The sequence below is a fragment of the Streptomyces sp. CB09001 genome (genome assembly GCF_003369795.1).
In the GTDB taxonomy this organism is placed as follows: domain Bacteria; phylum Actinomycetota; class Actinomycetes; order Streptomycetales; family Streptomycetaceae; genus Streptomyces.
In genome coordinates, this window is sequence record NZ_CP026730.1 from 6,446,198 (window position 1) to 6,460,033 (window position 13,836).

Sequence of the window (13,836 nt, forward strand, 5' to 3'; positions counted from 1 at the left end):
TCCGCACCCGCGCGGTGCCGGTCAGCCGCCGGTGCCCGCGCCGTCCACCTGGTCCAGGGGCAGGTGCAGGACGGTGCTCGCGGTGGCGGCGGGCGGGTCACCGGCGGCGATCTCCGCGTCCGTCAGGGCCCGGTCCCACACCCGTACGTCGTCGACGGCGCCGGTGAAGCGGGCCCGGCCGTCCATCCGTTCGCCGACGTGCACCCCGAACGGGGAGTTCCGGCTGACCGAGCCCGGCACGTCCGCCGCGTCCGCCGTCGCCGAACCGTCGACGAACAGCGTGAGGCGCCCACCGCCGCGGCGCAGCGTCAGACGGTGCCACCGCCCGTCGTCGTACGCGCGGTCCGTGCGTACCCACGCCGAGCGCGGCGCCGCCGTGCCGTCGCGCGCGGTGATCAGCCCCTGCACCCGCCCGGCGCCGGGCTCGGCGCGCAGCCACACCTGGGGCTGGCTCGTGCCGATGCCGCCCAGCCACAGCAGCGGCTGCTCCCCGTCGGCCGCCGAGTACCGGAACCACAGCGACGCGGTGAAGTCCCCCTCCCCGAGCGCCAGCCGTCCGTCGTAGGGCAGGCGTACGGCGTCGTCGGCGCCGTCGAACGCGAGCGCGCCGCCCAGCGCGCCGTCCGTCGTCCCGGCGCCGCCGAGTACGGCCGCGGGCGTGGCACCGGGCGCGAGGTCGGGGGTGGTGGGGTCGGCGGGGCGGCGCGGCGCGAGCCAGTCCTGGGTGAAGCGGGTGAAGCGGATCTCGTCGCGGGCGTCGGTCTTCCCGCCCTCGTACAGCAGGCCCACGGTGCCGTCGTCGACGGCCACCAGGTCCGAGTAGCCCGACCAGTCCCGGGTGACGACCGTGCCGCGGTCCACGCTGTCCCAGGTCGCGCCGCCGTCCCAGGAGGAGCGGACCGTCATCGTCCGGCGGCGGTCGGGGTCGGCGGGCGCCGACAGCAGGGTGCGGTCGCCGAGGCGCAGCACCGCGCCCTGCACCTGCGGGGCGTACAGGCCGGGCAGGGCCCGGAAGGGTGCCGTGAAGGTGTCCCCGCCGTCGCGGCTGAGGGCCTGGGTGCGGTGGCCGAGGTCGGTGCCGTTCTCCTCCCGGCCGCTGACCAGGAGGGCGCCGTCGGCACGTTCGGTGAGGGTCAGTTCGGAGGGCTTCTGCCGGAAGGTGCCGTCGGCGGCGACGGGCCAGCTGTCGGTGGCGCCGGTCCTCCAGTGCTCGCCGCCGTCGTCGCTGACCACGAGGGCCGCGTGGTTGGCGGTGACCCTCCCCCAGCCTCCGGCCGGGGGAACCCCCATCTCGCTTCGCTCGCCGTCCCAGGTCTCGGCGTTGACGCCGACGACGAGCCGGCCGGGGTGGGCGCCGCCGGTGAGCTGGACGCCGTGCACGGGGCCGGTGGCGTACCAGGAGTTCCAGTCGGGCGGCAGGATCTCGGCGCTCAGGTCGCGGGGCGCGGACCAGGTGCGGCCGTCGTCGTCGCTGTGCTGGAGGTGCGGCGTGCGGGCGCAGGGCACCGCGCAGTTGGCGCCGTCCGTGCGCCCCGCGTTGTAGGTCTCCAGCAGCAGGACGCGGCCGGTCGCGCGGTCGACGACCGGGGCCGGGTTGCCGTGGGTGTCGCCGCCGCCGTCGTTGACGACCTGGAGCGGGCCCCAGGTGCGTCCGCCGTCGGTGGAGCGTTTGAGGACGATGTCGATGTCACCGGCGTCCGCGCAGTCGAGGACCCGGCCCTCGGCGAAGGCGAGCAGCGTGCCGTCCGTCGTGCGCATGATCGCCGGGATGCGGAAGCAGGCGTATCCGCCGGGGGCGCGGGCCGCGTCGAAGAGGACCTCCTCCTCGAAACCGGGGGTGCGGTCGCCCGGTTGCCCGAGCGCGGGGAGCGGGGACAGGGCGAGCGTGCACGCCGCGGTGAGGGCGAGCCAGAAGGAGCGGGGAGGTCGAGGCGGCATGGCGCGGTCTGCCCTTCGGGCGGCTGCGGCTGCGGCTGGGGGAGGCCGGCGAAGGTGGGGCACTTCGCCCGGACATCAGTACAAGACCGGTGCCGGGTCCGCGGGGACCGCGCCACCGCCCGCGTGTCGGCTCCTCGGGCGACGAGCACGTCCTTCCCCACGCGTGCGGCCGGCGGCCGACGGTTCGAGGCGGGGCCCCCGGGGCGCAGGGGGCGCTCCCCGCCGGCAGGGGCCCCGCCGCCGTGCCGCGGGGAGGGAGGTCAGCCCTGGGCGGCCGCGGCCCGCAGGGCGACCCGGTCCTCACCCGCGTACACGTTCATGGAGCTGCCGCGCAGGAAGCCCACCAGTGTCAGTCCGGTCTCGGCGGCCAGGTCCACGGCCAGCGAGGACGGCGCCGACACCGCCGCCAGCACCGGGATGCCCGCCATCACGGCCTTCTGCGCCAGCTCGAAGGAGGCCCGGCCCGACACCAGCAGCACGGAACGGGACAGCGGCAGGTCGCCGTTCTGCAGGGCACGCCCCACCAGCTTGTCGACCGCGTTGTGCCGGCCCACGTCCTCCCGCACGTCCACCAGTTCGCCGTCCTCGGTGAACAGCGCCGCCGCGTGCAGCCCGCCGGTCCGGTCGAATACCCGCTGGGAGGCGCGCAGCCGGTCGGGCAGGCCGGCCAGCAGTTCCGGGGTGACGCGGACCGGGGGAGTGTCGGCGATGGGCCAGCGGGCCGTCGTGCGCACCGCGTCCAGGCTCGCCTTGCCGCACAGCCCGCAGGACGAGGTGGTGTAGACGTTCCGCTCCAGGGTGATGTCCGGGACGCGCACACCCGGGGCGGTCCGCACGTCGACCACGTTGTAGGTGTTGGAGCCGTCCACCGTGGCGCCCGCGCAGTACACGATGTTCTGCAGGTCGGCCTGCTCGGCGAGCACCCCCTCGCTCACCAGGAAACCCGCCGCCAGCGCGAAGTCGTCGCCGGGCGTGCGCATGGTGATGGCGAGGGGCTTGCCGTTGAGCCGGATCTCCAGCGGTTCCTCGGCGACGAGCGTGTCCGGGCGGGCGGAGACCGCTCCGTCCCTGATGCGGATGACCTTGCGTCGTTCCGTGACTCGTCCCATGTTCGTGCCCCTTGCGCCGGTCGGTGTGCCGGTCAGTCCCGGTTCTGTACGTGCTGGTAGCCGAAGCGGCCCTTGATGCACAGGTTGCCGTGGGTCACCGGATTGTCGTGCGGAGAGGTGACCTTTACGATCTCATTGTCCTGCACGTGGAGCGTGAGATTGCAGCCCACACCGCAGTACGCGCACACCGTCGTCGTCTCACTCTGCCGCTCCTCGTCCCAGGTGCCCGCCGCGCGCATGTCGAACTCGGACTTGAAGGACAGGGCCCCCGTGGGGCACACCTCGATGCAGTTGCCGCAGTACACGCACGCGGAATCGGTCAGCGGGCCGTCGTGCTCGACCGAGATCCGGGCGGCGAAGCCGCGGCCGGAGACGGAGATGGCGAAGCTGTTCTGCCACTGGTCGCCGCAGGCGTCCACACACTTGTAGCAGAGGATGCACTTGCCGTAGTCGCGCACGTAGAGGTCGTTGTCGACACGCGGTTCCTCGTCGACGCGGGCCGCGTCCGGGCCGAAGCGGTCGGGCTTCGCCTCGTACTCCTTGATCCACTGAGCGACCGAGGGGGTCGTGGAGAGGTCGACCGAGGAGGCGAGGAGTTCGAGGACGACCTTGCGGCTGTGCCGGGCGCGCTCGGTGTCCGTACGCACCACCATGCCCGGCTCCGCCCGCCGCGAGCAGGCGGGCGCGAGGGTCCTGGCGCCCTCGACGTCCACCACGCAGACCCGGCAGGCGTTCTTCGGCGTGAGCGTGTCGCCCTCGCACAGGGTCGGGACGTCCTTCCCGGCGGCCCGGCAGGCGTCCAGGATGGTGGACCCTTCGGGGACCCGGGCCTCCTGCCCGTCGAGGGTGAACTCCACCAGGCGGCGCGGCACTCCGAGCGGTATCGCGGTCATTCGTACGCCCCCAGACGGTCGATGGCGGATTCCACGGCGTTCCACGCGGTCTGCCCCAGACCGCAGATCGAGGCGTCCCGCATCGCGCGGCCGACCTCGCGCAGGAGGGTGATGTCACCGGCGGCGTCGGCGCCCGTGCGGTCGGCGATCCGGTGCAGTGCCTCCTCCTGGCGAACGGTGCCCACCCGGCACGGCACACACTGCCCGCACGACTCGTCGCGGAAGAACTCGGCGATGCGCAGGAGGAGGCGGGGCAGCGGGACCGTGTCGTCGAAGGCCATGACGACGCCGGAACCGAGGGTCGTGCCCGCCTCGCGGGTGCCTTCGAAGGTGAGCGGGATGTCCAGCTCGTCGGGACGGACGAAGCCGCCCGCGGCGCCGCCGAGCAGGACGGCGCGGAGGTTGTCGCGGACCCCGGCGAGGGTGAGGAGCTCCCCGAGCGTCGCACCGAAGGGGAGTTCGTAGACGCCGGGTCGGGCCACGGTGCCGGACACGCAGAACAGCTTGGGGCCGGTGGATGTCGGGGTGCCGATCGCGGCGTACGCCTCGGCGCCCATGGTCAGGATCGGCAGGACGTTGACCAGCGTCTCGACGTTGTTCTCCACCGTGGGTCTGCCGAACAGGCCCTTCTCGACCGGGAACGGCGGCTTGGAGCGGGGCTCGCCGCGGTAGCCCTCGATGGAGTTGAACAGGGCCGTCTCCTCGCCGCAGATGTACGCGCCGGCGCCGCGCCGGATCTCGATGTCGAAGGCGTAGCCCTGGCCGAGGACGTCGTCGCCGAGCAGGCCGCGGGTGCGGGCCTGCTCGATGGCGTGGGTGAGGCGGGCCAGCGCGCGGGGGTACTCGCCGCGGAGGTAGAGGTGGCCCCGGTGGGCGCCGGTCGCGTAGGCCGCGATCGTCATCGCCTCGACCAGGGCGTACGGGTCGCCCTCCATGAGGACGCGGTCCTTGAAGGTGCCCGGTTCGGATTCGTCTGCGTTGCAGACCAGGTAGTGCGGGTGGTCGGGCTGGGCGGCCGTCGCCTGCCACTTGCGGCCGGTGGGGAAGGCGGCGCCGCCGCGGCCGACCAGGCCGGCGTCGGTGACCTCGCGGATGACGGCGGCGGGGCCGAGTTCGAAGGCGCGGCGGAGGGCGGTGTAGCCGCCGTGGGCGCGGTAGTCGTCGAGGGAGGCGGGGTCCACGGTGCCGATGCGTTTGAGGAGGGTGAGGTCGGGGGCGCCGGTCTGGGGGACCGCCAGGGCGGGGGCGGGTTCGGTTGGGGCCGATTCGGGGGCGGTGGCGGTTCGGACCGCCGTGTCCGGGGTCGCGGGGGCGCAAACGGCCGTTGCGCGGAGAGTGGTTCGCCCCCGTCGCCCCTTCCCTGTCCCGTCCCCGGGGGCTGCCGCCCCCGGACCCTCGCTGTCGGCCCGGACGGCCTCGTCCTCGAACTCCCCCGGAGGGGGTACCCCCAGACGGGCTGATTCGCCCGCCCGGATCGCCAAAGTCGCCGGGGCACGCTCGCACAGGCCCAGGCATGGGCTGCGCTCGACCTGCACTCCGCTCTCCGGGCCCAGCCGTGCCTCCACCGCCGCGCACAACTCACTCGCGCCCCCCGCCGTGCACGCCAGGTCGGTGCAGACGTGCAGGACCGTGGCCGGGCGGGGGCGGACCGAGAACATCGCGTAGAAGGTGGCCACGCCGTACGCCTCGGCCGGGGGGACGGTCAGGCGGCGGCACACGTAGTCCAGGGCGCCCTCGCTGATCCAGCCGACGCGGTCGTTGAGTGCGTGCAGGGCCGGCAGGAGCTGGTCGCGGCGGTCCCGGGCCTCGCGGCCGCCGCGTGCCCACCTGAGGTCGGCGTCGGAACGGTCCGCGCCCTCCCAGGACGACGTGGGCGGGCCGAGCAGGGCGTCCACGGCCGCGCGTTCCTCGTCCGTGGGTTTGCTGTCACCGAAGCGCAGGTCCACTGGCGCTCACCTTCTCGATCCGGATCGCCGAGGCCTTGAACTCCGCCGTCCCGGCGATCGGGCAGTTGGCCTCGATGGTCAGCTGGTTGGTGTCCACCTCGTCGGGAAAGTGGAAACTCATGAAGGCCAGCCCGGGGCGCAGGGCCGTGTCGACCCAGACGGGCGCCAGGAGCGAACCGCGCCGCGAGGTGACCCGGACCTCCTCGCCGACCACGACCCCGTAGCGTTCGGCGTCCTCCGGGCAGAGCTCGACGGACTCGCCGCGGCGCAGGGGCGAGGCGTAACCGCCGCTCTGCACCCCCGTGTTGTAGGAGTCGAGGCGACGTCCCGTGGTGAGCCGGATCGGGTACCGCTCGTCGGTGAGGTCCACGGGCGGGTCGTGCCGGACGAGGCCGAAGGGGGCTGGGCGGCCGCGGTCGGACCGCTCCCGGGCCCACAACCTGCCGTGCAGATAGGTGGGTTCCAGCTCCTCCGTGCTCGGGCACGGCCACTGGATGCCCCGGTGCTCCTCGAGGCGGGCGTAGGTCATGCCGTGGTGGTCGGGGGAGAGGGAGCGCAGCTCGTTCCAGACCGCCTCCGCGTCGGCGTACTTCCAGTCGTGGCCGAGGCGGGCCGCGAGGTCGCAGAGGATGTCGATGTCCTCGCGGGCCTCTCCGGGCGGGGTCACGGCCCGTCGCACGCGTTGGACGCGCCGCTCGCTGTTGGTGGTGGTGCCCTCCGTCTCCGCCCAGCCGGCCGTCGCCGGGAGGACCACGTCGGCCAGTTCGGCTGTCCTGGTGAGGAAGATGTCCTGGACCACCAGGAAGTCCAGGGCACGCAGGCGGCGTACCGCCTGTTCGGCGTCCGCCTCCGACTGGGCCGGGTTCTCGCCGATGCAGTAGACGGCGCGGAGCGTGCCCTCGTCCATCGCCTCGAACATCTCCGTCAGCGTGAGGCCGTGGTACGGCTCGACCACCGTGTCCCACGCCGTCTCGAACTTCCGGCGGACCTCCGGATCGAGCACGTCCTGGAAGCCGGGGAGGCGGTTGGGGATGGCGCCCATGTCGCCGCCGCCCTGCACGTTGTTCTGGCCGCGCAGGGGCTGAAGACCGGAGCCGTAACGGCCGACGTGGCCGGTGAGCAGGGAGAGGTTGATCAGGGCGCGGACGTTGTCCGTGCCGTTGTGGTGTTCGGTGATGCCGAGGGTCCAGCACAGCTGTGCGCGCTCGGCGCGGGCGTAGGCGTGCGCCAGCTCGCGGATGGCGGCGGCCGGTACGCCGGTCACCTTCTCGGCGAGGGAGAGGGTCCAGGGTTCGACCAGGGCCCGGTAGTCGTCGTAGCCCGTCGTCGCGCGTTCGATGAACGCCTCGTTGGCGAGGCCCGCGTGGATGATCTCCCGGCCGACCGCGTGCGCCAGCGGGATGTCCGTGCCGACGTTCGGTCCGAGCCAGCTCTCCGCCCACTCGGCGGTGGAGGTGCGGCGCGGGTCCACCGCGTACATGCGGGCGCCGCCCCGGATGCCCTTCAGCACGTGCTGGAAGAAGATCGGGTGCGCGAAGCGGGCGTTGGAGCCCCACATCACGATGACGTCGGTGTGCTCGATCTCCTCGTAGGAGGAGGTGCCGCCGCCCGAGCCGAAGGCGGCGGACAGGCCGGCCACGCTCGGTGCGTGACAGGTGCGGTTGCAGGAGTCCACGTTGTGGGTGCCCATGACCACCCGGGCGAACTTCTGCGCCACGTAGTTCATCTCGTTGGTCGCCCGCGCGCAGGAGAACATCCCGAACGCGCCGCGCGCCGCCGCCAGGCCCCGGGCCGTGCGGTCCAGGGCCTCCTCCCAGGTCGCCCGGCGGAAGGGCTCGTCGCGCGAGTCCCGGACCAGGGGGTGGGTGAGACGGGTGTAGGTCTTGGGGGTTCGGTCACGTTTCCTCATGCGGCGCTCCTCAGCGCGAGCAGGTCCGACAGGGCGTGCACGGTGCGCAGGGTGGGCACCGGGACCCCGGTGATCTCCGCCAGCTCGACGACGGCCGCGAGCAGGACGTCGAGTTCGAGCGGCTTGCCGCGCTCCAGGTCCTGGAGCGTGGAGGTGCGGTGGTCGCCGACCCTCTCGGCGCCCGCGAGCCGGCGCTCGATGGAGACGCCGACCTCGCAGCCGAGGGCCGCGGCGACCGCCAGCGTCTCGGTCATCATGGTCTCGATGACCACCCTGGTGCCGCCGTGCCGGCACATCTGCCGCATGGTGGCCCGGACCAGGGCGCTGATCGGGTTGAAGGAGATGTTGCCCAGCAGCTTCAGCCAGATGTCGCCCCGCAGGTCCGGCTCGACCGGGCACTTCAGGCCGCCCGACCGCATCGCCTCGCTGAGCGCCAGGCACCGCGGCGAGACCTCCCGGCCGGGCTCGCCGATCGAGAACCGGGTGCCTTCCACGTGGCGTACGACGCCCGGTTGTTCCAGTTCGGTGGCCGCGTACACGACGCAGCCGACGGCCCGTTCGGGTGCGAGCACCGCACTGACCGCGCCGGCCGGGTCCACGCTTTCGAGACGGCGCCCGTCGTGGGGGCCGCCGTGCCGGTGGAAGTACCACCAGGGGATGCCGTTCTGGGCGGCCACGACCGCCGTGGCCGGGTGCAGCAGCGGCTCGATCAGCGGCCCGCACGCCGCGTACGAGTTGGCCTTCAGACCCAGGAACACGTAGTCGACCGGGCCGACTTCGGCCGGGTCGTCGGTGGCGCGCGGATGCGCGGTGAAGTCGCCGCGCGGGCTGCGCACCCGTACTCCGTACTGCCTCATGGCCGCCAGATGGGGTCCACGGGCGATGAGATGCACGTCGGCGCCCGCACGGTGGAGCGCGGCGCCGACGTAGGCGCCGATCGCCCCGGCGCCGAGGACTGCGACTTTCATGGCGGGGGAGCTCCGTTCGGTCGAGGGATACCGAGGAACTGGAAAGTGTGTCGACGAAATATTGTCTACAGTATGGAGGTTGGAGCGGCAAGGCTTTGTGCAGCAGTGGTGGTGGTCTGTAGTTGTCCGCTCAACAGTCTTCTCAAGCGCATTCCGGATGCCTACGGTTGGGGACCCATGAGTCCCCCCGTCGCACCCCCGGGCTGGAGCCGCTGGCTCGTTCCCCCGGCCGCTCTCTCGGTCCACCTCTCCATCGGCCAGGCCTATGCCTGGTCCGTGTTCAAACCGCCCCTGGAGTCCGCGCTCGGCCTCAGCGGCACGCAGAGCGCGCTGCCCTTCCAGCTCGGCATCGTCATGCTCGGGCTCTCGGCGGCGTTCGGCGGCACGCTCGTGGAGCGGCACGGGCCGCGCTGGGCGATGACCGTCGCCCTGATCTGCTTCTCGTCCGGCTTCCTGCTCTCGGCGCTCGGCGCGGCGGTGGAGCAGTACTGGCTGATCGTCCTCGGCTACGGCTTCGTCGGCGGCATCGGCCTCGGCATCGGCTACATCTCGCCCGTCTCGACGCTGATCAAGTGGTTCCCGGACCGGCCCGGCATGGCCACCGGCATCGCCATCATGGGCTTCGGCGGCGGCGCCCTGATCGCCTCGCCCTGGTCGGCGCAGATGCTGAAGTCCTTCGGCACCGACAGCTCGGGGATCGCCCTCGCCTTCCTCGTCCACGGACTGACGTACGCCGTCTTCATGCTGCTCGGCGTGCTGCTGGTACGGGTGCCGCGGCCCAGGGAACGGGCGGACGGCCGGCCCGGCCCGCTCGAAGGGGTCCAGGTCTCGGCGCGTTCGGCCATGCGTACCCCGCAGTTCTGGCTGTTGTGGATCGTGCTCTGCATGAACGTCACCGCGGGCATCGGCATCCTGGAGAAGGCCGCGCCGATGATCACGGACTTCTTCGCCGACACCTCCACGCCGGTGTCGGCGACCGCCGCCGCCGGGTTCGTGGCCCTGCTGTCGGCGGCCAACATGGCGGGCCGGATCGGCTGGTCCTCCGCCTCCGACCTGATCGGACGCAAGAACATCTACCGCGTCTACCTCGGTGTCGGCGCGCTGATGTACACCCTGATCGCGCTGTTCGGCGACTCCTCCAAGCCGCTCTTCGTCCTGTGCGCCCTGGTCGTCCTGTCCTTCTACGGCGGCGGCTTCGCCACGGCCCCCGCCTACCTCAAGGACCTCTTCGGCACCTACCAGGTCGGCGCGATCCACGGGCGGCTGCTCACCGCCTGGTCGCTGGCCGGTGTCCTCGGGCCGCTGATCGTGAACTGGATCGCCGATCACCAGGAGGAGGCCGGACGGCACGGCTCGGCCCTGTACGGCACGTCCTTCCTCATCATGATCGGGCTGCTGGTCGTCGGCTTCGTCGCCAACGAACTCGTCCGCCCCGTCCACGCCCGGCACCACGAACCCGCCACCCCGACACAGCAGGAGGGCAACGATGTCACCCGACCGCAGCCAGAGTCCGCCTGAGGCGACCGGGACGGCCGGCCGGCGGCCGCTCATCGCCTTCACCTGGCTCTGGGTGGGCGCGCCGCTCGCCTACGGTCTGTACGAACTCGTGCGGAAGGCGACCCAGCTCTTCACCGGGTGACGGCGCGGGCCGGCGACCGGGAACGACCGGGAACGGCCGCCCGACCGGGGGCGACCGGGGATGCTGACCGAAGCCGACAAGCCGGCCGCCGGTTTCCTGTCGTATCGCCTGCCGCCGTACCCGTCGGTCACTGACCACACTGGTGGATCCCGTACCCCGAGGCAGCGAGGACTCCACCCATGCACCAAGGCTCCCGCATCACCGCCGTCGGCCACTACCAGCCCGCCCGGATCCTCACCAACGAGGACCTGGCGGGCATGGTCGACACCAGCGACGAGTGGATCAGGAGCCGGGTGGGCATTCGTACGCGCCGGATCGCCGGACCCGACGAGCCGGTCGACGAGCTGGCCGGCCACGCCGCCGCGAAGGCGCTCGCGGCGGCCGGGCTGACCCCCGCCGACGTGGACCTGGTCGTGGTCGCCACCTCCACCGCGATCGACCGCTCCCCGAACACCGCCGCCCGTGTCGCGGCCCGACTCGGCATCCCCGGCCCGGCCGCGCTGGACCTCAACGTCGTGTGCGCGGGCTTCACCCATGCCCTCGCCACCGCCGACCACGCCGTCCGGGCGGGCTCCTCGGGTCGGGCGCTGGTCGTCGGCGCGGACAAGATGTCCGAGGTCGTCGACTGGACCGACCGCACCACCTGCGTGCTGGTCGGCGACGGGGCGGGGGCCGCCGTGGTCGAGGCCTGCGACGAGGGCGAGGAGGCGGGCATCGGCCCCGTGCTGTGGGGGTCTGTGCCCGAGATGGGCAACGCGGTCCGCATCGAGGGGACCCCGCCGCGGTTCGCGCAGGAGGGGCAGAGCGTCTACCGCTGGGCCACCACCCGGCTGCCCGCCATCGCGCGCCAGGCCTGCGAGCGGTCCGGTCTCGAGCCGGCCGACCTCGCCGCGGTCGTCCTGCACCAGGCCAACCTGCGCATCATCGAACCCCTCGCCGCGAAGATCGGCGCCGTCAACGCCGTGGTCGCCCGCGACGTCGTCGAGTCCGGCAACACCTCCGCGGCGAGCATCCCGCTGGCGCTCTCCAAGCTGGTGGAGCGGGGCGAGATCACCACCGGTGACCCGGTGCTGCTCTTCGGCTTCGGCGGCAACCTCTCCTACGCCGGACAGGTCGTCCGCTGCCCCTGAACGTCCCGGACCGTCCCTCGGTGTGACGTGGCCTACACCCACGGCGTCCCGGCCCGGGCGCGCCGTAGACTGTAGACGAAAGACAATCAATACTTCGCGTACTGATTGTGTTCCGGCCGTCGAGGGGGGACCGATGTTGTCCGCAGGACTGCCGCAGGGCGCGGTGCCCAGGCTCGAACGGCCCGGCCCGTTGCGGGACCGTGTCTACGAGGCGCTGCTCGAACTCATCACCACCCGGGCCCTCCAGCCCGGCCAGCACCTCGTCGAGAGCGAACTCGCCGGTCACCTCGGGGTGTCGAGGCAGCCCGTGCGCGAGGCGCTGCAGCGGCTCAACACCGAGGGCTGGGTCGACCTGCGCCCCGCGCAGGGCGCGTTCGTGCACGAGCCGACGGAGGAGGAGGCGGACCAGCTCCTGACGGTGCGTACGCTCCTGGAGGCCGAGGCGGCCCGGCTAGCCGCGGCCAACGCCTCCAGCGCCGGCATCGCGGCGCTGGAGGAGCTGTGCGAGGAGGGGGAGCGGGCCGTCGCCGCCGAGGACGTGGACGCCGCCGTCGCCTGCAACGCCCGTTTCCACGGCAAGGTCATGGAGCTGGCGGGCAACGCCGTCCTCGCCGAACTCGCCGCGCAGGTCGACCGCCGGGTCCGCTGGTACTACACGCCGGTCGCCCGGCAGCGCGGCCGGCAGTCCTGGATCGAGCACCGCGGGCTGATCGCCGCCATCACCGAACGGGACGAGCAGGCGGCGACCCGGCTGATGCGCGAACACACCGAGCACACCCGCCACTCGTACCACGCACGCGGAGAATCCTGAGGTCACAGCCCGTCCGCAGCGGGTTCACGGGCCGTCCGGCGCATGGGCCGGACGGCCTCTTCGCGTCCGGGGGCGTCCCGTGTCGCACCCTTCTTTGTCCACTCAGTGGAGAAAGTTCGCAGCAATTCGTGCGTGACTTCTTCCCACACCCGGCGCCCACTGCTACGTTCCCTCCGAAAGCAAGCCACGACGACAAGTCACGACGACAAGTCACGGACGTGGCCGGAAACCGGCGGACCCAAGGCCGATCGAGGCGGGGAGGGGCTCGTGAGACGCATGACCGCACGACCCGCTAACGCCCACCAAGCGCGACTGCTCCAGCTGTTGCGCGACGGAGGGCCCAACTCCCGTGCCCAGCTGGGCGACCAGGTCGACCTCTCCAGGTCCAAGCTGGCCGTCGAGGTGGACCGGCTGCTGGAGACCGGTCTCGTCGTGGCCGACGGACTCGCCGCCTCGCGCGGCGGGCGCCGCAGCCACAACGTCCGCCTCAACCCCCAACTGCGCTTCCTCGGCGTCGACATCGGCGCGACCTCGGTCGACGTCGCCGTCACCAACGCCGAACTGGAGATCCTCGGACACATCAACCAGCCTCTGGACGTGCGCGAGGGCCCGGTCGCGGTCTTCGAGCAGGTACTGTCCATGGCCGCCAAACTGCGCGCCTCCGGGCTCGCCGAAGGTTTCGACGGCGCCGGCATCGGCGTCCCGGGACCGGTCCGCTTCCCCGAGGGCGTGCCGGTGGCCCCGCCGATCATGCCGGGCTGGGACGGCTTCCCCGTACGGGAGGCGCTCAGTCAGGAGCTCGGCTGCCCCGTCATGGTCGACAACGACGTGAACCTGATGGCGCTGGGGGAGCAGCACGCGGGCGTCGCCCGCACCCAGCACGACTTCCTCGTCGTCAAGATCGGTACCGGCATCGGCTGCGGCATCGTCGTCGGCGGGGAGGTCTACCGCGGTACGACCGGCAGCGCGGGCGACATCGGGCACATCCAGGCCGTGCCCGACGGACGCCAGTGCGCCTGCGGCAACCGGGGCTGCCTGGAGGCCCACTTCAGCGGCGCCGCCCTGGCCCGCGATGCCACGGAGGCCGCCGAGCAGGGGCAGTCGGTCGAGCTGGCGAACCGGCTGGAGGCGAACGGGGGCCTCAGCGCCGCCGACGTCGCCGCCGCGGCCGCCGCGGGCGACGCCACCGCGCTGGACCTGATCAGGGAGGGCGGGCGCAGCACCGGCCAGGTCATCGCCGGCCTGGTCAGCTTCTTCAACCCGGGCCTGGTGGTGATCGGCGGCGGGGTGACCGGCCTCGGTCACAACCTGCTGGCCGCGATCCGTACTCAGGTCTACCGCCAGTCGCTGCCCCTGGCGACCGGCAACCTGCCCATCGTTCTGGGGGAGTTGGGACCCACCGCCGGAGTCATCGGCGCGGCCCGGCTGATCAGCGACCACCTGTTCTCACCCGCGTAGCCGCCTTCGCTTTCCCACGCTCCACGGCTGCACGG

At 72.7% G+C, this 13,836-nt stretch carries 11 protein-coding genes; 5 read left to right on the plus strand and 6 right to left on the minus strand.

The features are described 5' to 3' along the window. Positions 1–21 precede the first annotated feature (21 nt). The 6 genes from C4J65_RS29840 to C4J65_RS29865 form a co-directional block, all read right to left on the minus strand. Positions 22–1,938 (minus strand): exo-alpha-sialidase, encoded by a 1,917-nt coding sequence (locus tag C4J65_RS29840; RefSeq protein WP_115745201.1) that lies wholly within the window; start codon positions 1,936–1,938, stop codon positions 22–24. A gap of 260 nt (positions 1,939–2,198) precedes the next feature. Continuing rightward, complete coding sequence (gene fdhD / locus C4J65_RS29845; protein WP_115745202.1) at positions 2,199–3,047, minus strand: formate dehydrogenase accessory sulfurtransferase FdhD; 849 nt, start codon at positions 3,045–3,047, stop codon at positions 2,199–2,201. A gap of 32 nt (positions 3,048–3,079) precedes the next feature. Then, complete coding sequence (locus C4J65_RS29850) at positions 3,080–3,940, minus strand: 2Fe-2S iron-sulfur cluster-binding protein (RefSeq protein WP_115745203.1); 861 nt, start codon at positions 3,938–3,940, stop codon at positions 3,080–3,082. Then, positions 3,937–5,886 (minus strand): NAD(P)H-dependent oxidoreductase subunit E, encoded by a 1,950-nt coding sequence (locus C4J65_RS29855; RefSeq protein WP_162833412.1) that lies wholly within the window; start codon positions 5,884–5,886, stop codon positions 3,937–3,939. Before C4J65_RS29855 ends, C4J65_RS29850 begins: the two co-directional genes overlap by 4 nt. Continuing rightward, positions 5,867–7,795 carry a molybdopterin-dependent oxidoreductase gene (locus C4J65_RS29860; RefSeq protein WP_115745204.1) on the minus strand — a complete coding sequence of 643 codons (1,929 nt, stop codon included), beginning with the start codon at positions 7,793–7,795 and terminating at the stop codon, positions 5,867–5,869. Before C4J65_RS29860 ends, C4J65_RS29855 begins: the two co-directional genes overlap by 20 nt. Continuing rightward, the gene (locus C4J65_RS29865) at positions 7,792–8,763 is read right to left on the minus strand and encodes a 2-dehydropantoate 2-reductase (protein ID WP_115745205.1); all 972 of its coding nucleotides are present in this window, start codon (positions 8,761–8,763) and stop codon (positions 7,792–7,794) included. The genes C4J65_RS29860 and C4J65_RS29865 overlap by 4 nt, the downstream gene beginning before the upstream one ends. 177 nt (positions 8,764–8,940) lie before the next feature. Here C4J65_RS29865 and C4J65_RS29870 point away from each other — a divergent pair, with 177 nt between their 5' ends. The 5 genes from C4J65_RS29870 (at position 8,941) to C4J65_RS29885 (ending at position 13,801) form a co-directional block, all read left to right on the plus strand. Beyond that, positions 8,941–10,281, plus strand: coding sequence for an OFA family MFS transporter (locus tag C4J65_RS29870; protein ID WP_115745206.1), 1,341 nt, complete (start codon positions 8,941–8,943; stop codon positions 10,279–10,281). Beyond that, positions 10,250–10,402, plus strand: a complete 153-nt coding sequence (locus tag C4J65_RS36425) for a hypothetical protein (protein ID WP_205351090.1) — start codon at positions 10,250–10,252, stop codon at positions 10,400–10,402. Before C4J65_RS29870 ends, C4J65_RS36425 begins: the two co-directional genes overlap by 32 nt. 179 nt (positions 10,403–10,581) lie before the next feature. Continuing rightward, the gene (locus tag C4J65_RS29875) at positions 10,582–11,532 is read left to right on the plus strand and encodes a beta-ketoacyl-ACP synthase III (RefSeq protein ID WP_115745207.1); all 951 of its coding nucleotides are present in this window, start codon (positions 10,582–10,584) and stop codon (positions 11,530–11,532) included. Positions 11,533–11,665: 133 nt separating this feature from the next. Next, entirely contained in the window at positions 11,666–12,343 is a 678-nt protein-coding gene (locus C4J65_RS29880) for a GntR family transcriptional regulator (protein ID WP_115745208.1), read from the plus strand. A gap of 276 nt (positions 12,344–12,619) precedes the next feature. Next, entirely contained in the window at positions 12,620–13,801 is a 1,182-nt protein-coding gene (locus C4J65_RS29885) for an ROK family transcriptional regulator (RefSeq protein ID WP_115745209.1), read from the plus strand. The last annotated feature ends 35 nt before the right edge of the window (positions 13,802–13,836 follow it).

Bases quoted from the DNA above. Each gene is read 5' to 3' on its own strand.
- C4J65_RS29840 (WP_115745201.1), bottom strand. From the start codon at position 1,938: ATGCCGCCTCGACCTCCCCGCTCCTTCTGGCTCGCCCTCACCGCGGCG.
- fdhD (WP_115745202.1), bottom strand. From the start codon at position 3,047: ATGGGACGAGTCACGGAACGACGCAAGGTCATCCGCATCAGGGACGGA.
- C4J65_RS29850 (WP_115745203.1), bottom strand. From the start codon at position 3,940: ATGACCGCGATACCGCTCGGAGTGCCGCGCCGCCTGGTGGAGTTCACC.
- C4J65_RS29860 (WP_115745204.1), bottom strand. From the start codon at position 7,795: ATGAGGAAACGTGACCGAACCCCCAAGACCTACACCCGTCTCACCCAC.
- C4J65_RS29865 (WP_115745205.1), bottom strand. From the start codon at position 8,763: ATGAAAGTCGCAGTCCTCGGCGCCGGGGCGATCGGCGCCTACGTCGGC.
- C4J65_RS29870 (WP_115745206.1), top strand. From the start codon at position 8,941: ATGAGTCCCCCCGTCGCACCCCCGGGCTGGAGCCGCTGGCTCGTTCCC.
- C4J65_RS36425 (WP_205351090.1), top strand. From the start codon at position 10,250: ATGTCACCCGACCGCAGCCAGAGTCCGCCTGAGGCGACCGGGACGGCC.
- C4J65_RS29875 (WP_115745207.1), top strand. From the start codon at position 10,582: ATGCACCAAGGCTCCCGCATCACCGCCGTCGGCCACTACCAGCCCGCC.
- C4J65_RS29880 (WP_115745208.1), top strand. From the start codon at position 11,666: ATGTTGTCCGCAGGACTGCCGCAGGGCGCGGTGCCCAGGCTCGAACGG.
- C4J65_RS29885 (WP_115745209.1), top strand. From the start codon at position 12,620: ATGACCGCACGACCCGCTAACGCCCACCAAGCGCGACTGCTCCAGCTG.